The 18,075-nt window shown below is 51.0% G+C and carries 16 protein-coding genes and 1 tRNA gene; 10 read left to right on the top strand and 7 right to left on the bottom strand.

All coding sequences use genetic code 11. The features are described from left to right. Positions 1-8 precede the first annotated feature (8 nt). Positions 9-416 (top strand): thiol-disulfide oxidoreductase DCC family protein, encoded by a 408-nt coding sequence (locus IEX74_RS00085; RefSeq protein ID WP_188809777.1) that lies wholly within the window; start codon positions 9-11, stop codon positions 414-416. A 1-nt stretch (position 417) separates the two neighbouring features. On the opposite strand, the gene IEX74_RS00080 is transcribed toward IEX74_RS00085, so the two are convergent. Further along, positions 418-897 carry a MarR family winged helix-turn-helix transcriptional regulator gene (locus tag IEX74_RS00080; protein WP_188809776.1) on the bottom strand — a complete coding sequence of 160 codons (480 nt, stop codon included), beginning with the start codon at positions 895-897 and terminating at the stop codon, positions 418-420. Positions 898-1,325: 428 nt separating this feature from the next. Between IEX74_RS00080 and IEX74_RS00075 the strand changes: the two genes are divergently transcribed. Continuing rightward, entirely contained in the window at positions 1,326-2,336 is a 1,011-nt protein-coding gene (locus tag IEX74_RS00075; protein WP_188809775.1) for a zinc-binding dehydrogenase, read from the top strand. 102 nt (positions 2,337-2,438) lie between these two features. Then, positions 2,439-2,690, top strand: coding sequence for a hypothetical protein (locus IEX74_RS00070; protein WP_188809774.1), 252 nt, complete (start codon positions 2,439-2,441; stop codon positions 2,688-2,690). Positions 2,691-2,824: 134 nt separating this feature from the next. On the opposite strand, the gene IEX74_RS00065 is transcribed toward IEX74_RS00070, so the two are convergent. Continuing rightward, complete coding sequence (locus IEX74_RS00065; protein WP_188809773.1) at positions 2,825-4,543, bottom strand: CotH family protein; 1,719 nt, start codon at positions 4,541-4,543, stop codon at positions 2,825-2,827. 393 nt (positions 4,544-4,936) lie between these two features. Here IEX74_RS00065 and IEX74_RS00060 point away from each other — a divergent pair, with 393 nt between their 5' ends. After that, positions 4,937-6,055, top strand: a complete 1,119-nt coding sequence (locus tag IEX74_RS00060) for a metallophosphoesterase (protein ID WP_188809772.1) — start codon at positions 4,937-4,939, stop codon at positions 6,053-6,055. Between the two features lie 97 nt (positions 6,056-6,152). Here the strand turns inward: IEX74_RS00060 and rfaD are convergent, their stop codons facing one another. Beyond that, positions 6,153-7,118, bottom strand: coding sequence for an ADP-glyceromanno-heptose 6-epimerase (gene rfaD / locus IEX74_RS00055; protein WP_188809771.1), 966 nt, complete (start codon positions 7,116-7,118; stop codon positions 6,153-6,155). A gap of 242 nt (positions 7,119-7,360) precedes the next feature. Between rfaD and IEX74_RS00050 the strand changes: the two genes are divergently transcribed. Together IEX74_RS00050 and lpxB are read left to right on the top strand one after the other, a co-directional pair. Next, positions 7,361-7,777: a 6-pyruvoyl trahydropterin synthase family protein gene (locus tag IEX74_RS00050; RefSeq protein WP_188809770.1), complete on the top strand. Its 417-nt coding sequence runs from the start codon at positions 7,361-7,363 to the stop codon at positions 7,775-7,777. A 108-nt stretch (positions 7,778-7,885) separates the two neighbouring features. Next, positions 7,886-8,998 (top strand): lipid-A-disaccharide synthase, encoded by a 1,113-nt coding sequence (lpxB, locus tag IEX74_RS00045; RefSeq protein WP_188809768.1) that lies wholly within the window; start codon positions 7,886-7,888, stop codon positions 8,996-8,998. Between the two features lie 79 nt (positions 8,999-9,077). On the opposite strand, the gene clpX is transcribed toward lpxB, so the two are convergent. The 4 genes from clpX to IEX74_RS00025 all read right to left on the bottom strand — a co-directional run bounded on the left by clpX (position 9,078) and on the right by IEX74_RS00025 (position 12,908). After that, positions 9,078-10,301, bottom strand: a complete 1,224-nt coding sequence (gene clpX, locus IEX74_RS00040; protein ID WP_188809767.1) for an ATP-dependent Clp protease ATP-binding subunit ClpX — start codon at positions 10,299-10,301, stop codon at positions 9,078-9,080. A 224-nt stretch (positions 10,302-10,525) separates the two neighbouring features. Next, on the bottom strand, positions 10,526-11,233 hold the full coding sequence (locus IEX74_RS00035) for a ClpP family protease (protein ID WP_262892020.1): 708 nt from the start codon (positions 11,231-11,233) through the stop codon (positions 10,526-10,528). Between the two features lie 107 nt (positions 11,234-11,340). Beyond that, positions 11,341-12,669 carry a trigger factor gene (gene tig, locus IEX74_RS00030; protein ID WP_188809766.1) on the bottom strand — a complete coding sequence of 443 codons (1,329 nt, stop codon included), beginning with the start codon at positions 12,667-12,669 and terminating at the stop codon, positions 11,341-11,343. 157 nt (positions 12,670-12,826) lie between these two features. After that, positions 12,827-12,908 (bottom strand) — tRNA-Leu (locus tag IEX74_RS00025). Between the two features lie 297 nt (positions 12,909-13,205). Between IEX74_RS00025 and IEX74_RS00020 the strand changes: the two genes are divergently transcribed. From IEX74_RS00020 to IEX74_RS00005, 4 genes are all read left to right on the top strand, one after another. Beyond that, positions 13,206-15,413 (top strand): RelA/SpoT family protein, encoded by a 2,208-nt coding sequence (locus IEX74_RS00020; RefSeq protein WP_188809765.1) that lies wholly within the window; start codon positions 13,206-13,208, stop codon positions 15,411-15,413. Positions 15,414-15,577: 164 nt separating this feature from the next. After that, positions 15,578-16,054, top strand: a complete 477-nt coding sequence (locus IEX74_RS00015) for a Fur family transcriptional regulator (RefSeq protein ID WP_188809764.1) — start codon at positions 15,578-15,580, stop codon at positions 16,052-16,054. After that, positions 16,044-16,391: an STAS domain-containing protein gene (locus tag IEX74_RS00010; protein WP_188809763.1), complete on the top strand. Its 348-nt coding sequence runs from the start codon at positions 16,044-16,046 to the stop codon at positions 16,389-16,391. Before IEX74_RS00015 ends, IEX74_RS00010 begins: the two co-directional genes overlap by 11 nt. Then, positions 16,391-17,662 carry an adenylosuccinate synthase gene (locus IEX74_RS00005; RefSeq protein WP_188809762.1) on the top strand — a complete coding sequence of 424 codons (1,272 nt, stop codon included), beginning with the start codon at positions 16,391-16,393 and terminating at the stop codon, positions 17,660-17,662. Before IEX74_RS00010 ends, IEX74_RS00005 begins: the two co-directional genes overlap by 1 nt. Positions 17,663-18,075 lie beyond the last annotated feature (413 nt).

Genomic DNA, 18,075 nt, shown 5'->3' with positions numbered 1-18,075 from the left:
AGCCTGCTATGTCTGCTCAGCCCGCTACTATTCTCTTCGACGGAGTTTGCAACCTGTGCAATGGCTTTGTGCAATTCGTCATCCGCCACGACCCGGCGGGGCGCTTTCACTTTGCTTCTTTGCAATCGGAAGCAGGCCGGGCGCTTCTAGCCGCGCATGGCATCCGGGCAGTAACCACCGACCCCGAGAGTGTGGTGCTGATAATCGGCGGCAAGGCGTATTCACACTCTACGGCCGTGTTGCGCATTATGCGCGGGCTAGGTGGAGCATGGGCATTTCTGTACGTAGGCATGCTGCTCCCGCGCTTTGCCCGCGATGCCGCTTACCGCTTCGTCGCCCGGAATCGTTACCGCTGGTTTGGCCGCGAAGAAGCCTGCCTGTTGCCCACGCCGGCGTTGGCTCAGCGCTTCCTGTAACCTAGGTTGTCGGCGACGCACCTTTCTCTGCCGTGCCAAGCAGCTGCTTCAGCAGCTGCCCCAAGCTAGGTTGCTGCGCGCCCAACACCCCGAAAAAAGTCGCGTCAAATTCCTCCAGCGCCCAGGTTGCCTGCACCAGCATCTTCGTGCCGGCCGGTGTCAGCTCGATGGCTTTGGCCCGTGTATCGTGCTCATGCTCTGTGCGCACCAGCAGGGCTTTGCCTTCCAGGGTGCGCAGTAGCTTGCTGGTCATCATCTTGTCGATGCGGGCGTGCTCGGCCAGCGCCACCTGCGTCACCGGGGCCGACTGCTGCCCCAATTGGTACGCCGAGGCCAGTACCACAAACTGCGCGTGCGTAAGCCCGAACTGGTCCAATGCTTTCTTAATCTCCCGCTGCCAAAGGTTGCTGGCCTGCCACAGCAGAAATCCAGGACTATCATCAGGACTTGCAAACGTGAAAAGCGAGTTGGCAGCAGCCATAGGCGAGTCAGAAATTCAAAAGCCTATTCTACGCAATCCGGTAAAATAAGGGAGCAGCTCTTGGGCGCTGCCGGAAGCCCACGCGCCTGATCCAGGCGTCGCCACGATGTTCTGCCTTGCCTGACGCTAACTCTTAAGCAAACTTTAGGAACCTAGCCAAAACCAGAAGCTAGGTTCCTAAAGTTTGCTCCCGACCTACAACGTGTTGTCTGAATATTTACTTTCGGGTCTTGGCTAACTCCTGCCCGGCACCACAAAGCACAGCAGGCTATTTACTTCGTGACTCGCGAAAGTATCCGGTCTTTGAGGGCCAAAAGCTTCGCAGAGTTTAGTAATCACAAATATAGTAACTACGATTATTATAACAAAAAGCTTCGTTTCTGCGCTTCAGGAGTAGTTATTGTCCATTCATCTTATTTCCTGCTTGCATGAAAGCGCTTCGCCTAGACGGTATCAATCAGCCCTTAACCTTACAAGAAGTGCCCACACCTATACCTGGCTCTGGTGAGGTTCTAGTGCAAATTCACGCGGCAGCCCTCAACCACCGCGACGTCTGGATTCAGAAGGGGCAATACGCTGGTCTGCACTTCCCCTGTATCCTAGGTTCCGACGGTGCCGGTGTCGTAGCGAGCGTAGGCGAAGGCGCCGATGCTGCCCTGCTTGGGCAAGCGGTGCTCATCAACCCAGGTCAGAATTGGGGCGGCAATCCGCGGGCACAAGCCAAAGATTTCACCATTTTGGGGTTGCCGGAACAAGGCACATTTGCCCAGTACGTGCGCGTTCCTGCCCGTCATGTGCGTCCGTTGCCCGCGCATCTGAGCTTCGAGCAGGCCGCCGTTTTGCCCCTGGGCGGTGTCACGGCGTACCGGGCGATCTTCACGCGGGCTGGTCTGCAAGCCGGTGAGCGGGTGCTCATTACGGGTATTGGCGGCGGCGTTGCGCTGTTAGGCTTGCAAATGGCAGTGGCCCGCGGGGCAGAAGTCTGGGTTACGTCGGGCTCAGCCGCCAAGCTGGAAAGCGCCCAAAAGCTAGGTGCCCGGGGAGGCGTCAACTACAAAGACGACAACTGGTCCGACAACCTACTGAGCGAGGTGGGTGCGCCTTTCGACGTGGTTGTGGATAGCGCTGCCGGGCCCGGCTTCAACTCCCTGCTCGATGTAGCTGCGCCCGGTGGCCGTATCGTGTTCTACGGCGCCACCCAAGGCAATATTCCAGAGCTAACAGCCCGTAAAATCTTTTGGAAGCAGCTCTCTGTGCTAGGCTCCACCATGGGCACCGAGCAGGACTTCGCCGATATGGCTCAATTGATCGAGGAAAAGCAGATTGTCCCCGTAATCGATGAAGTATTTCCCTTTGCTGAAGGAGAAGCTGCGATGCGCCGCATGGCCAATGGCGAGCAATTTGGGAAGCTTGTGCTGCGAATTACTGAAGAGGAATAATCGATAAAATTATATTTACCGGGTGGTGAAAAGTGAATCTAAAAGCTAGGTTAGCTGTTACTATAACAGACAAGTTTATACTAGTAGAAGCCCGATAAACTGATGAAAAACCCAGCTGAGTACCTCGAAGGTCAAGTTTTTGAAGCACGTCGTCCGCGTCGGGAGCTACAGCCGGTAGTAGCATACGTCGATGCCTTGCAAGCACTGGAAACGGCTTTGGCTGACGCGGAAAAATACAAGTACTTGCTGATGCGTGCCTTGCGTCGCCACACCGACGACACCGCTGTAGTACCTATGCAAGCCAGCACTGCCGACGCTACCGTACGGCCGCTTTATCCGGATCTGGCTGCCTAATACAACTACTTGGCTTACACTTGCTCAACACGCAGAATAATTAATTCGCTCTGAAGCGAACCCTAGTACGTTCCAACACAAACGGCCTGCTTGTATAGCAGGCCGTTTGTGTTGGAACGTACTAGGGTTTGTACTTAGTTGATAATTAACTTTTGCGTGCTTACAGATTTGTCATTTTTAATAACGACGACATAAACACCTTTTATTAAATGGCCAATATCGAGTTTGTTGGTCTTGCCTCTTAATAAAGAGGTCAGCACTACTTTGCCATTCATATCCTGAATAGCTAGCTCATGTGATGCAGCCTCACTCTCAATTATCAGATAGTTATTCGCTGGATTTGGATAAATAGTAACGGCGGAGTTTTGTTGGCTGGCTTTGTTCTTCAAAACAGATGAAGATTGGTCGAAAGCTATATCCAAGTAGCGCAGCCTATTTTTCAGCCAAGTAGTAGTATACGGTATATCAGCCTCATTATAGGTGAATTCCTGCCAGATAGTGTGTTCTCTTTCATACACATTGTTTTTCAACAGATAATCGTGGTTGGCTTGAAATTTAGCTAGGATATGATCTTCTGTGAGCACTGTAGATCTTAGCTCATCCCACCGGCTATATAATGTTTCATTGAATCCCTTGTAACTGTTGTCTTTCGTTAATCTTTTATAAAGACCGTAGCACAGGATATCATTGGTGATATTTATATATTGGCCTTGCCAATCTGTTCCAAATACGCCGTCCAAATCCCAGGGTACATAATAGTAAGGCTCGCCGGTTTTGTATTTGGCTAGGTATATGTTTTTGCCAGTGTTATCAGTAGCGCGTATTAGATTCAGAAAGATATAATAGTCTACTGCATTTTTAAGATTGAAGCGCTTTTGGTACTGGCTATAAAAATCCTGATTGCTGCTATTTTCAACAAAGCCTACGAAATCGTACAGGTTGGACCAATCAGTTTTTTCTTCAGGGTGTTTATACTCGAAGCCGCCCCAGGTTAGGCTCGTGTTATCAATAGCAGGAAGGCCCGTGAACATAACAGCAGGCCCCCAATCACCGCCCTTGTAAAGTTCTCCTACAATTCCATTATTATATTTTTTTAGCTTTAATTGTTTTCGGTCAATTCGCTCGCTGAGCGCGTAAACGCCTTTATATTCATCATTCAGGAAAAGCTCAACATAGGCCATGTCAATGCCATTTTTAGCGTCTGGCTCTTTATCCTTGTAATAAATCTGATGTATCTCTTGCCATAGCTCATGAGAAGCTTTATTTCGGTTGCGCAACGGCTCATTATACATGGCTTGCAAATTCCACTTATTGTCGTTGCGCAAGTTCAGCAGGCTCATGTCCTGCGTTTCCGCGCCGGTAGTATCCTGCCACAAGCTTAACTCATACGACTTCTTCGGATAAGTCTGCGACCACCCTCCACGTATTTCTATACCTAGGTTGGATTTCGTAACGGCGCCATTGGCTTCAGACATCCGGAATTTAGCGTAGATACTCGGCGAATCTATTATTTCATTCTTGGCATCAATATGAATAATTGGCAGTTCAGTGAAATAAATAGTATAGCTCGAATTATTTAATTCGGCGTGATACGATGATGCCGTGCTTACGCTAACCGGCTGCTCCTGAAGCACATAATATGCGTCAAGGGCAAGGTGGGTTTTTGCAGCAGTAGATGCTGCGTTGATTTCAGAAGCAGATTTGTTGATCAGGATCAGCTTATGTGCTTTATCAATGTGATAAAAGCTAGGTGCAACCGTAATGGTATCACCCGCTGTTGCTTTTGTAGTGGCACAAACAAGCGCAAACACCAGGGAAGCCAGATAGTTAATTTTAGGAGAGAGCCGAAACATAAATTGAGGTAGTGGATTGTGTATGAATCTGTCGTTTAGAAAGGATGCTTGCATGGCGCCCAGCGCCTACATAGCCGGGTGGCGTAAGGCCTACTAATTTGTTAGGCGCAGTAATTGCATCAGGGCAGCCTCTTCGCTGCCCGAAAATTATCGCCCGTAAAAAATAACTTGTAGGAGTGCTGTTAAGCGGGTTCTGTTAGTTGTTCACCAGTATGAGTTGTTGTGCACTAAGCAATAAATAATTGGATAGAGAATAACTGGATAGAGAATCTGCCGAGGTAGAATAGGTATCTGTAAAGCGGGTGCGAATAACGGCTGAAAGATTTAATATAAGCTATTTTATATTAAAATTCTTTAATATATAGTACTTTTCACTGGAATAAATCAATGCGTTTGCTTCATTTTTCCGCCTTGCGGCTGATTTTGGTTGTTTTTCTCTGTAGCACGGCGCTGCGTAGCCACAGTCAGCGGTTTGCCGCCATCGGCGATTATGGCTATGCCGGGCAGCCGGAGAAGGACGTGGCAGACATGGTGAAGGGGTGGGAACCGGAGTTTATCATTACCCTCGGCGACAACAATTACAACGTAGGTGACTCCGCCACCATCGACCAGAATATCGGGCAGTACTACCACAACTATATCTATAAGTATCGGGGACGCTATGGGCCTAGTGCTTCTTTCAACCGTTTCTTCCCGTCGCTTGGCAACCACGATTACTACACCCGCAACGGTGAGGCGTACCGGGACTACTTCACGCTGCCCGGCAATGGACGCTACTATGATTTTGTGCGCGGCGACGTTCACTTGTTCGCCCTCGACAGCGACCCCAAGGAGCCGGATGGCGTTAATGCTACGTCGGTGCAGGCACGGTGGCTGAAAGAAAAGCTAGCTGCTTCTACGGCGCGCTGGAAGGTTGTGTATTTGCACCACGCTCCTTATTCGTCGGGCGCGCACGGCAACACGGAAGAGCTGCAATGGCCCTTCCGCGAGTGGGGCGCCTCGGTCGTACTCGCCGGCCACGACCATCATTATGAGCGCCTGTTAGCCGACGGACTCCTGTATTTTGTCAATGGCTTGGGAGGACGCAGTATCTATGGGGTCAGCAAGCAGCGTGTACCCGAAAGCAAGGCTATTTTCAACGCCGACTACGGTGCCATGCTCATCAATGCTACGCCCGATAGTCTGGCTCTGCAATTCTTCACGCGCAAGAAGACGCTGATTGATTCTTATGTGATCCACCGGGAAATCAGCGCAGCACCAAAGCTATATCCAGTCAGCCCTAATCCGGTGGAAGATGCCGCAATGATCGAGTTTTCCGTCCCTAAGCCGATGGCGGTCCGGCTGCGAATTCTTAATACCCTAGGTCAAGAAGTTCTAAGCTTACACGAAGGCTTGGCAAACACGGGCTGGCATCGGTTTACCTGGCAGCGCAGCGGGTTACCAGCCGGCTTATACTATGTGCAGTTAGTTGGCAAAGGCTTCTCGCAGGTGATGCAAGCGATAGTATTGTAACCTAGGTTTACTCGTAAAGGGAACAGGCCCGTTGAACGCTCAGCTAGCGTTCAACGGGCCTGTTGCTGTTAAAACGAGTTTAAATGTCGCCTAAGGCTTACATATAAGCGCCCGGCACCAGATAATTCTGCACGTAATCCTGAATCCCATCCTCCAAACGGGTGAAAGGCCGGTCGTAGCCGATGCTGCGCAGCTTCTGCATGTCGGCCTCGGTGAAGTACTGATAGGTGTCGCGAATGTCTTCGGGCGTGTCTTTGAAGCGGATGTCGGCCGTGCGGCCCAGGGCGTCGAAGGTGTTCAGCGTCAAATCAAGGAAGGTGCGCGCTTCGCCGGTACCTAGGTTGTAGATGCCCGAATGCTGGCGATTGTGCATCAGGAAGTAGCACACTTCCACCACGTCTTTCACGTACACAAAATCCCGCTTTTGCTCGCCATCGGCGAAGTTGGGATTGTGCGAGCGGAACAGCGTCATCGAGCCTGTGTTGCGAATCTGCTCGAAGGCGTGGAAAATCACGGAAGCCATCCGGCCCTTGTGGTACTCATTCGGCCCGTACACGTTGAAAAACTTCAGCCCCGCCCAGAAAAAAGGTTTTTCAACCTGATTGACTGCCCAGTTGTCAAAGTCGTTTTTCGATTCGCCATAAGGATTTAGCGGCCGTAGCAGCGGCAGCAGCGCATCATCGTCGGAGTAACCTAGGGTGCCCGAGCCGTACGTGGCCGCCGACGAAGCATATACCAGCGGCAGTTGGTATTGGCAGCAAGCCTGCCACATCTGCTTGGAGTAGTTCAAGTTGAGCAGGTCGAATATCTCGTGACTCTGCTCCGTGGTATCGGTGCGGGCACCTAGGTGGAAGATAAACTCCACTTCCTCATGGTTTTGGGCCAGCCAGTCGAAGAACTCATTCCGGTCGACGTAGGCGCGCAGGTGCTTGCCTTTGAGGTTAGCGAGCTTGCGCTCCACGGAGAAATTGTCCACCACCACGATATCATTGAAGTTGGCGGCATTGAGGCGGGTAACAAGGCAGCTGGCAATAAAGCCGGCCGCGCCAGTAACAACGATCATAGAGCAGAGCTGATTTTTGCCTAAAGGTACTTCACCGAAGTCAATGCGCCTCTACGCTACCTAGGTCTTACCTCGACCCTGTCCGGCGCACCGTTCTTTGTATATTTGCGGCGCAAAAAGAATTGATGTGTTCGGGTGCCGCTGAGGTAAACAGCTTGCGTGTCAACGTTTGTTGGCTGCCAGTCTGAATCATTCCGACACGAATCAGCGCATCCGCACATCTGCCAATCAACTCATCAACAATGATCTACGTCAGCCGGCAGGAGCACTTCAATGCCGCTCACAAGCTATATAATCCTAACTGGTCAGAGGAGCGCAACCGGGAGGTTTTCGGCCCTTGCGCCAACGTCAACTGGCACGGCCACAACTACGAGCTGATCGTGACGGTGAAAGGCCAGCCCGACCCCGAAACTGGCTTTGTCGTTGATTTAAAGCAGCTAAGCCAGCTTATTCGGGAGCATATCACCGATCAGGTCGACCACAAAAACCTTAATCTCGACGTGCCCTTCATGCAAGGCAAGCTGGCCAGCACCGAACACTTGGTGGTAGCCTTCTGGGAAATCCTGCAACGCGAGCTACCTAGCATTTCTACCGCCCAGCTCCACTGCATCAAGCTCTACGAAACGCCGCGCAACTTCGTAGAATATTACGGCGAGTAAATCATTGATCATTTATCAATTAACATTTACCAGCTTCTTCACTCATGACGTAAGAACGCTGCTGAAAGTGATCTGATAAATGATAAAGGTTAATTGATAAATGATCAAATGAAGTATTACCTGATTGCAGGGGAGCGTTCCGGCGATTTTCACGCATCGCATCTGATGCACGAGCTACGCCGCGAAGATGCCGCTGCTGAGTTTCGGTGCTGGGGTGGGGATATGATGGCCGCCGCAGGAGGTGAGCTGGTGCACCACTATCAGGAAATGGCCATTATGGGCTTTCTGGAAGCGGCCACCAGCATCCTAAAGTTTCGGCGCTATCTGAAGGAGTGCCAGCGGGACTTACTAGCGTATCGTCCTGACGTGCTTATTCTGGTCGACTATGCCGGTTTTAACCTGCGCGTAGCCAAGTTCGCCAAAGAACACGGTATCAAAGTGTTCTACTATATCTCGCCCAAAATTTGGGCCTGGAATCAGAGCCGCGTGCATAAGGTGAAGGCCTTGGTCGACCGTATGTTCGTGATTCTGCCGTTCGAGTCAGAGTTCTACCAGCGCTTCGGCTACGGCGTCGACTACATCGGCAACCCCACCGCCGACGCAGTAGCGGAGCACAAGGCCAACGACGATTTTCGCACCCGCAATCAGATTCCGGCCGATAAGCCCATCATTGCGGTGTTGCCAGGCTCGCGCAAGCAGGAAATTGAGGCCATGCTCTATGTAATGCTGTCCATTCTGCCGCCTTTTCTGGATTACCAGTTCGTCATTGCGGCCGTTTCCAACTTGGATCCTAACTACTACCAGAACTTCCAGCGCGGCCAGAATATCAGCATCGTTTTCGACGAAACGTTCGATCTGCTCTCGCACGCCGATGCGGCTATGGTCACGAGCGGCACCGCCACACTCGAAACCGCTCTTTTCGGGGTGCCACAAGTGGTTTGCTACCGCACCAGCGCCGTGTCTTATCGGGTAGCTAAGGCGCTTATTAAGGTGCCTTATATTTCGCTGGTGAACCTGATTGCGGGCCGGGAAGTCGTGAAAGAGCTGATTCAGGGCGAGTTCAACGCCCGCAACCTCGTCACGGAGCTTAAGAAGATTACGGTTGATAAGGAATTCATTGCTCAGCAAAAGGCCGGTTACGCTGAACTGCGGGAAAAGCTAGGTCGCCAGAACGCCGCCAAAAAAGCAGCGAAGCTGATGGTAGGGTATTTGACAACGTAACTACATACACATAGACCTAAAAAGGAGCGGGCTGGCAGAATATTCTGCCAGCCCGCTCCTTTTGACTTTGTTAGAGAACTTACGCTGCCCGCAACTGCTTCAACGGCGACTTCTCAAATTTACTCTGTGCATAATCCAAGTCAATCACGAAGTCCTTAACCCCTACTTCAGACGGCATCTCGAACATAGCATCCGTCATGATGCTTTCGCAAATGGAGCGCAAACCGCGGGCACCTAGGCGGTACTCATCGGCTTTCAGAACAATGTATTCCAGCGCTGATTCGGTGAAGGAAAGGTTAATACCTTCCATCTCAAACAGACGCTGGTATTGCTTCACGATAGAGTTCTTCGGCTCCGTCAGGATCTTACGCAGCGTAGCGTGGTCGAGTGGGTTGAGGTGCGTAAGCACGGGCAGGCGGCCAATCAGCTCCGGAATCAACCCGAAAGCCTTCATATCCTGGGCCGTGATGTAGCGCAGGAAGTTCTTGGTGTCAATCTGATCTTCCAGCATCGTCTTGGCAAAGCCCATCGGCTTGGTATTCAGACGGCTCTTGATGATGCGCTCGATACCTACAAAGGCACCACCGCAGATGAAGAGGATGTTTTCCGTATTCACCGCAATCATCTTCTGCTCCGGGTGCTTGCGGCCGCCGTTCGGTGGCACGTTCACTACGGTGCCCTCCAGGAGCTTCAGCATGGCCTGCTGCACACCCTCGCCGCTCACGTCGCGCGTGATGCTCGGGTTGTCGCTCTTGCGCGCAATCTTGTCGATTTCGTCGATGTAAACGATGCCACGCTCTGCGGCTTCCACGTTGTAGTCAGCGGCTTGCAGCAAGCGGGCTAGAATGCTTTCCACGTCTTCGCCTACGTAGCCGGCTTCGGTAAGCACCGTGGCATCGGCAATGCAGAAGGGAACTTGCAGAATATTCGCCAGCATCCGGGTCAGGAACGTTTTGCCGGTACCCGTTTCGCCCACCATGATGATGTTTGATTTCTCAATCACCACATCGTCCTTCATCGGCTTCTGCATCAGGCGCTTGTAGTGGTTGTATACCGCCACCGACATCACCTTTTTAGCCTCATCCTGGCCTACTACATACTGATCAAGGTACTCCTTCATCTCGCGAGGCTTCACGAGGTTGAACTTGGGCGCTTTGGTGTTCGAGCGAATCTTGTTCTCCTCGTTTAATATTTGCTGGGCCTGACCGACGCAACGCTCACAAATGTGGGCGTTGATGCCGGAAATCATGACCGAGACGTCTTTTTTGCTCTTGCCGCAGAAGGAGCACGTGATATCTGCCATTGCTAGGTATCTCTCAGAATAGGGTAGGGGAGCCGCTCTCAAAAGGGAAGCAGCCTCAAAGGTACGAAAACGCAAACGCCGTAGGTAGGCAAAAAGGTTGCCAGCTGCACAGCTTCTATCTAAAAGCAAAAAAGCCCCTGTTTGGTTGCTAAAACCAGACAGAGGCTTTTAAATACTAAACCGTAAGAAGAACCTAGGTCCTGCAACCTAGGTCCAAACGGACCTTACAGCGGCTTGCGCTCCAGTACTTCATCGATCAGGCCGTATTCTTTGGCCTCATCGGCGCGCATCCAGTAGTCGCGCTCCGAGTTGTCGTAGATTTCCTGGTAGGTTTTGCCAGTGTGCTGTGCCAGAATGTCGTACAGCTCTTTCTTCAGCTTCAGGATCTCACGAGCCGTGATTTCAATGTCCGTCGACTGGCCTTGTGCGCCACCCGAAGGCTGGTGAATCATCACACGAGCGTGGGGCAGCGCCGAACGCTTGTCTTTGGCACCACCAGCGAGCAGTACAGCGCCCATCGAAGCAGCCAGACCGGTGCAGATAGTAGCCACATCAGGGTTCACGTACTGCATCGTGTCGTAGATACCTAGGCCTGCATACACTGAGCCGCCGGGCGAGTTGATGTAGAGCAGGATATCTTTCTTCGCATCAGCCGACTCCAGGAACAGGAGCTGAGCGGTGATGATATTGGCAATATAATCGTCTACGGCCGTACCCAGGAACACAATGCGGTCCATGATCAGGCGCGAGAAAACGTCAATCTCAGCAAAGCGCGTGGGGCGTTCCTCGATAACGGAGCGCGTCATGCCCGTAGGCAATATCAAGCCATTACGAGTCTGACCCTCTACGTGTTGAATGTATTGGTCTACGCCCAGTCCGCTAAGACCCTGGCCTTTTACGGCAAACTTGCGGAATTCTTGTTTATTCAGCATGACAGAAAATGTGGGAGAAGTGTTAAGAGCTAAACCGCCGGGCAACAAAAAAGCCCTTGTGGCAAGTAAGGGCTTTTTTGTGGGTTACAAAGTCGAACAGTTAGCTATTAGCTAGCCGCCTGACTCCGGAAGTCCTCAGCCGAAACCGGCTTTTCATTAACAACAACTTTGCCGCGCAGGTTTTCGATTACCTTTTCTGCCAGAATGGCTTCATACTCGTTTACGTAATTTTTGCCGTTCTCCTGACGCAGGTAGTTGTCGGCAAAACTCCGCACCGATTCGCGCAGCTCGTCGGTCATTTCCATGTTGAACTGACCTAGGATCTTCTGCATCGTACGATCAACAATCTCGTCGTTCGATACCTTTAGGCCTTGCTCCTCAACGACTTTGTTGCGGATCATCGACCACTTCAGCTCCCGCTCATAGTCGTCGTAGTGCTCATCAACCTGCTCAGCCGTCAGCTTGCCTTCGTTGGCACGCACCAGCCACTTTTTGAAGAACTCCTTCGGAACCGTGATGTTGGTGTTGTTCACCATCTGGTCCACGATCTGACGGTTCATTAGGCCTTCCGACTCGCGGTCGTAGTTCTCCTGAATCGTCGTGCGGACTTTCTCATCGAAGTCTTCTTTCGAAGTCACGATGTCTTTGCCGAACACTTTATCGAACAGATCCTGGTTGAACTCGGGCGTCGTAGTGCGGTTGATTTTCTCAACCGTCAGCACGTAGTCGCCTTCTACGTTGGCAGCTTCGTCCTTCGACAAGCCCGAGAAGTTAGCAATATCCGAAGCATCACCAGCGAAAGCATCCTTCAGGTCGAAGGTGATAACATCGTTGGGCTTCACGCCGATGAACCGCTCTGCGCCGTTCTTTACTTTGTTGGTTGGCAGCAGCACAACCTGGCCTTCGCCCTCTGCATCAGCCTTTTTCAGCTTACCGTAGAGGTAGTCACCAGCTTCAGATTCTTCCGGGTTGGTGCTTTCGCCAAACTGCCGCGCAATCTGGTCGTGGGTTTCTTCTAGCGTCTTCTCATCAACCGTTACCTGCGAACGGTCTACGGTAATAGACTGATCAGCAGGAAGCTCGAAATCGGGCAGCAAACCTAGCTCGAACTGGAAACTGAAGTCTTTCTGCGTGTCAAAATCAACTTCCGTTGGCAGCGGCAGCGGCTCACCTAGGATTTTGATGTTGTTCTCTTTGATGTACCCATCAACAGACTTACCGAGCAAGCTGTTGATTTCCTCCGCCAAAATCCCTTTGCCATACATCTTGCGCACCAGCGTCACGGGCACTTTGCCGGGGCGGAACCCTTTAATCTGGGCTTTCTTGCTGTACTCCTTCAACTTACTCTCCACGGTAGGCGCGTAGTCAGCTTCCGTCAGGTTTACTGTCAGGATGGCATTAAGTTGATCTTCGTTTTTATCGAGAGTAATGTCCAAAACGAGTGGTCGGTTAAGGGTAAATGAAAGTAGCCTGCGCTTGACCTAGGTCAGATTGCTGCGCCAAAAGCAGACTGTGGGCTAAAAAGAAACCCCCAACGGTTGGGTTGAGGGCTAATTCGATTGTTGGTACTAAATACCAGAGAAAAATAATAAGTGCGGATGGAGGGACTCGAACCCACACGCCTTGCGGCACCAGATCCTAAGTCTGGCACGTCTACCAATTTCGCCACATCCGCTTCAAGGCCAACTGCCTCGGGGCCGCAAAACTACAAAACGAGTTTTAAAATCCAAGCAAGTAATTCAATGTAGTTGCTTAATTGATTCTGTGAAAGATGTAAAGCGTTGATGGATAATTGAATAACTTTTGAATTCCGGGTGAAAAGGCGAGGCGACTAGAAAATGTTAGGTGAATTTCTGTCAAACCTTTTCTAGGCACCCATATGTTATAAACCTGTCAGCAGCCCGGAAAAAGCCCTTAGGCTTCGTACTTTAGCAGATGGTGATTGTGATGCTCTGGTCTTGCCCCGCCTATTATGCCTACTTTGATTGACCCTGAAATAGAACGCAACGAGATTTTGCGGCAGTATCGCCGCTTACTCCGTACCGCGAAGCCTTACCTCTCCGGCAACGACGCCAAGCTGATTAAAAAAGCGTTCAATACGTCGCTGGAGGCGCACAAAGACATGCGCCGCAAGTCGGGCGAGCCTTACATTTTACACCCATTAGCTGTCGCGCAGATAGCGGTAGAAGAAATTGGCCTAGGTACCACCAGCATTGTCTCGGCGCTGCTGCACGATGTGGTGGAGGATACGCCGTGGGAAATTGCAGATGTAGAGCGGGAGTTCGGTCCTAAAGTCGCCCGGATTATCGACGGGTTAACTAAAATTTCCGGCGTATTCGAGTACGGAACTTCAGAGCAAGCCGAGAACTTTCGCAAGATGCTGCTCACGCTTTCGGAAGATGTGCGCGTCATTCTCATTAAGCTAGCTGACCGCCTGCACAACATGCGCACGCTCGACTCGATGCCGCGCCACAAGCAGCTCAAAATTGCTTCCGAAACCATTTATCTTTACGCACCGCTCGCGCACCGCCTAGGTCTGTATGCCATCAAGACGGAGTTGGAGGATCTGTATCTTAAGTACACAGACACAGAAGTATACCAAGAGCTGGTAAATAAGGTGCGCCAGAGCCGCAGTGCCCGCAACCGTTTCATCAAGGATTTTGTGACGCCTATTGATGAAGAGTTGCAGGCGCAAGGTTTCCAGTTTGAAGTAAAAGGGCGGCCTAAGTCCATTTACTCTATTTTGCGCAAAATGCGCAAGCAGAACGTAACCTTCGATGAGGTCTATGATCTATTTGCTATCCGCGTCATCCTCGATGTGCCGCCGGAGCAGGAAAAAGCTGCATGCTGGCAGGTATATTCCATCGTCACCGATTTTTACCAGCCTAATCCTGACCGTTTGCGCGATTGGGTAAGTACGCCGAAAGCTAACGGCTACGAGAGTCTGCATACCACAGTCATGTCGCGCACGGGGCAGTGGGTGGAGGTGCAAATCCGTTCGCGTCGCATGGATGATATTGCCGAAAAAGGCTACGCGGCTCACTGGAAATACAAAGATGCCGGCACGGCACAACCTGAATCAGGTTTAGAAGCCTGGATTGCCAAAGTGCGTGAGATGCTCGAAACCAATAACTCCAGTGCCCTGGAGTTTATGGACGAGTTTCGGCAAAACTTATTCGTTAAGGAGGTTTACGTCTTCACGCCGAAAGGCAAGCTGATCATCCTGCCCGAGCGCTCCACCGCCCTGGATTTTGCCTTTGAGATTCACACGCACATTGGTTTGCAATGCCTAGGTGCCAAGGTGAATCAGAAATTGGAGCCGCTCAGCTACCAATTGCGCAATGGCGACCAGGTCGAGATTATTACTTCTCAGAAGCAGCGCCCTACGGAGGAATGGCTGCAATATGTCATTAGCTCCAAAGCGCGTTCCAAGATCAAAGAGTTCCTGCGCGACGATAAGCGCAGCAAGGCCGAAGATGGGCGCTTCCTGGTAGAAAAACGCTTGCAGCTGCTAGGTGTTGAGTACAATCAGGAAAACCTGAACCGACTGCTCGCGCACTACAACATCTACAACCTGCAGGATTTCTTCTACCGCCTAGCTATCGGGCAGATTGATGGTCGGGAAATCAAGGAGCATCTGTTTGACCCTGCCACGCCCGCACCGCGTCTGCCTTCTCCCTTAGAACCTAGGCCTTTCGATCATGAAGTGCAGAAGATTCGCGGGGTAAATGCCAACATGCTGCTGATCGGGGAGAAGACCGACAAGTTCGATTATACCATTGCACCTTGCTGCAACCCGATTCCCGGCGACGATGTGTTTGGCTTCGAAACGGAGGAGGGCATTGTGATTCACCGTACCTCTTGCCCGAAAGCCGTCGAGCTTATGTCGAACTACGGCAACCGTATCGTGCGAGCTAAGTGGACCGAGCAGCTGGAGCTAGCTTTTCTGGCGGGCATTCGCATCAAAGGCTCCGACCGGGTTGGTTTGGTGAATGATGTCACCCGCATCATCTCCAACAGTCTCAAGGTCAATATGCGCTCCATCACGGTCGACTCCAACGATGGCATGTTTGAAGGCCAGATCGTGGTGTTTGTGCACGATACGACCCACTTACACAAGCTCATCCAGCGGCTTTCGAAGGTGGATGGCGTGTTGCTGGTAGAGCGGTTTGACACCTAAAGTTCTTTTCCGCTCAATAAAGTTTTAAGTAGTACAAAACCCGATAGAAGATAAGAGCGCAGCTAGGTTAAGAACCTAGGTTGAAGCGTACACAGCAGCCGCTGACGTAGTTATAAACTACTAGGGTACTTATCTTTGTTACTCCTTATATATAAGGTTGCAAAATGCTTGATAAAGAAAAGTTTGAGGAAGTGAAGAAAATCTTCACCGCCTACCTTGAGAATAAAGGCTTGCGTAAGACTTCTGAGCGCTACGCCATTTTGGAGGAAATCTACTCTCGTACCGGGCACTTCGACGTAGAAGAGCTATACGCCGGTATGAAAACGCAAGGATTGCAGGTAAGCAGAGCAACGGTCTACAATACGCTGGACTTATTGGTCGAACATGGCTTGGTAAGCAAGCATCAGTTTGGCCGCAACCTAGCTCAGTATGAGAAGTCATACGGCTACCGGCAGCACGACCATGTAATCTGTACAGAGTGCCATAAAGTGGTTGAGTTCTGCGACCCGCGCATTCATGGCATCCAAACAATGGTCGGCGACCTTTTGAATTTCCATATCTTGCACCACTCTTTAAACCTTTACGGCGTATGCGGCGACTGCCGCGCCAAGGCCATTGCCCGCTCTCTGAATGAAAACTGATTCCACCGTCCAAGACGGTATTCTCTTCGTGCGCTTCGCCGGCGACTTAATCGGCAGCCCCGATTCTCAGCAAATCCTTGATACGGTCAACAACCACTTAGGCGAATCTGTCCTGAATTGTGCCATCGACCTATCGAATGTTCGTTACATCAACAGCACTGGAATAGGTGTTCTGGTTTCTCTCCTGACCAAATACCGGAGTCGGGGTGGGGAATTGGTGCTCATCAATCCCGCCGAACACCCACGCAAGATGCTAGCTCTCACCAAACTCAACGCCATCTTTACGATTGCGGACGATGAGGCAGCCGCTGTTGAACAATTAAAAGCCGTAAGCTAATGCCAGTTGACGTACTAGTCGGATTACAGTGGGGAGACGAGGGTAAAGGAAAGATTGTTGACGTATTGGCTCCTACCTATGATGTAGTGGCCCGTTTTCAGGGTGGCCCCAATGCGGGTCATACGCTCACGTTTGGGGGTACAAAACACGTACTTCATCAGGTACCATCCGGTATTTTTCATCCCCACATCATCAATGTAGTCGGCAACGGGGTCGTTCTGGACCCCGTCATCTTTTGGGGTGAGTTGGAGAAGCTTACCGCGCGCAACATTGATTGGGCGCAGAATCTCTATATTTCTAAAAAAGCGCAGCTTATTCTGCCTTCGCACCGTGCCCTCGACCGAATCTCGGAAGAAGCTCGTGGCGGCAGTAAAATAGGCTCCACGCTCAAAGGTATCGGCCCAACTTACCAGGATAAAATTGGTCGAAGCGGCCTTCGAGTAGGCGATATCCTCCTACCTAGCTTCTCCGAGCGTTACGCTGAAGTGGTTGCGCGTCATGCCAAGCTTGCCGCCTTCTATGAGCGCGAGTTGGAAATAGAGGCACTTGAGGAAGAGTTCTTTGCCGCTATAGAAAGGCTGCGTAGCCTTCAACTCACCGATACAGAGTATCTGCTGAACGACATGCTGCGCCAAGGCAAGCGTATTCTAGCAGAAGGTGCGCAAGGATCTTTGCTGGACATTGACTTCGGTACCTATCCTTTTGTCACTTCATCCAGCACGGTTGTCGCTGGTGCTTGTACCGGCCTAGGTATAGCCCCACGGCACATAGATAAAGTATACGGCATTAGCAAAGCTTACTGCACCCGCGTAGGGAGCGGTCCTTTCCCCACCGAGCTTTCCGATGAGGTAGGAGAGAAGATCAGGCAGGCAGGTCGGGAGTTTGGCTCCACAACAGGCCGTCCTCGTCGTTGTGGCTGGATTGATTTACCCTCTCTTCGCTATAGTATTATGCTGAATGGTGTAACAGAATTACACCTGATGAAAGCGGATGTCTTGGATGAGTTTGACGAGATTAAAGTCTGTACCCACTATCTCACCGCTGATGGACAGCAAACCAATCAGTTTTTAGATGGTGATGACCTGCAAAGTGCCACTCCTGTATACGTCACATTGCCTGGTTGGCACACCGACCTGCAAAGTGTCACAGATGTGAATGCTCTGCCAACTGAACTACAATCGTATGTTCAATACTTGGAAGAACAGTTAGAAGTCCCTGTCCGCATTGTAAGTGTTGGTCCTGATCGAACTAGTACCCTTCATCTAAACTAAAGTGAATTGGAACTGAACAGATGGTGTGTAGATCACAACGCATTGTCTGTTCAGCTCTAATCCAAGACAAGACTTTAGAGAAGAAAGAGTAACGTAGATTGAAATAAAATTTGTTTGTTTTTGGTTTTCACTATCTAATGCCTACTTTTGCACTCCCAAACTGAAACGCGGTGAGGGAACAGGCAAGGGTATTGGCTGCCACTGGCACCTAGACTCTCAAAAAAGTTTTCTGTGTACTTGACACGAGGCAAAAGCCGGTAGTATCTTTGCAGCCCGCTTCGAGTGGAAGGGGGGTAGAAGACGAAGGAGAAAAAAAGTTTTACTGCTTGGTTGTTTTTCTAACTAAGTTTTGTACCTTTGCACTCCCAAAACGAACCAAGGCTTCAAACGGAAGCAAAAAAGGAGGGAGTAGC

The organism is Hymenobacter cavernae (assembly GCF_014641455.1).
Taxonomy (GTDB): domain Bacteria; phylum Bacteroidota; class Bacteroidia; order Cytophagales; family Hymenobacteraceae; genus Hymenobacter; species Hymenobacter cavernae.
The sequence above is the reverse complement of the archived record's forward strand: the minus strand, read 5'-3'. Positions and strand labels throughout refer to the sequence as shown.

Bases quoted from the DNA above. Each gene is read 5' to 3' on its own strand.
- IEX74_RS00085 (WP_188809777.1), top strand. From the start codon at position 9: ATGTCTGCTCAGCCCGCTACTATTCTCTTCGACGGAGTTTGCAACCTG.
- IEX74_RS00080 (WP_188809776.1), bottom strand. From the start codon at position 897: ATGGCTGCTGCCAACTCGCTTTTCACGTTTGCAAGTCCTGATGATAGT.
- IEX74_RS00075 (WP_188809775.1), top strand. From the start codon at position 1,326: ATGAAAGCGCTTCGCCTAGACGGTATCAATCAGCCCTTAACCTTACAA.
- IEX74_RS00070 (WP_188809774.1), top strand. From the start codon at position 2,439: ATGAAAAACCCAGCTGAGTACCTCGAAGGTCAAGTTTTTGAAGCACGT.
- IEX74_RS00065 (WP_188809773.1), bottom strand. From the start codon at position 4,543: ATGTTTCGGCTCTCTCCTAAAATTAACTATCTGGCTTCCCTGGTGTTT.
- rfaD (WP_188809771.1), bottom strand. From the start codon at position 7,118: ATGATCGTTGTTACTGGCGCGGCCGGCTTTATTGCCAGCTGCCTTGTT.
- IEX74_RS00050 (WP_188809770.1), top strand. From the start codon at position 7,361: ATGATCTACGTCAGCCGGCAGGAGCACTTCAATGCCGCTCACAAGCTA.
- lpxB (WP_188809768.1), top strand. From the start codon at position 7,886: ATGAAGTATTACCTGATTGCAGGGGAGCGTTCCGGCGATTTTCACGCA.
- clpX (WP_188809767.1), bottom strand. From the start codon at position 10,301: ATGGCAGATATCACGTGCTCCTTCTGCGGCAAGAGCAAAAAAGACGTC.
- IEX74_RS00035 (WP_262892020.1), bottom strand. From the start codon at position 11,233: ATGCTGAATAAACAAGAATTCCGCAAGTTTGCCGTAAAAGGCCAGGGT.
- IEX74_RS00020 (WP_188809765.1), top strand. From the start codon at position 13,206: ATGCCTACTTTGATTGACCCTGAAATAGAACGCAACGAGATTTTGCGG.
- IEX74_RS00015 (WP_188809764.1), top strand. From the start codon at position 15,578: ATGCTTGATAAAGAAAAGTTTGAGGAAGTGAAGAAAATCTTCACCGCC.
- IEX74_RS00010 (WP_188809763.1), top strand. From the start codon at position 16,044: ATGAAAACTGATTCCACCGTCCAAGACGGTATTCTCTTCGTGCGCTTC.
- IEX74_RS00005 (WP_188809762.1), top strand. From the start codon at position 16,391: ATGCCAGTTGACGTACTAGTCGGATTACAGTGGGGAGACGAGGGTAAA.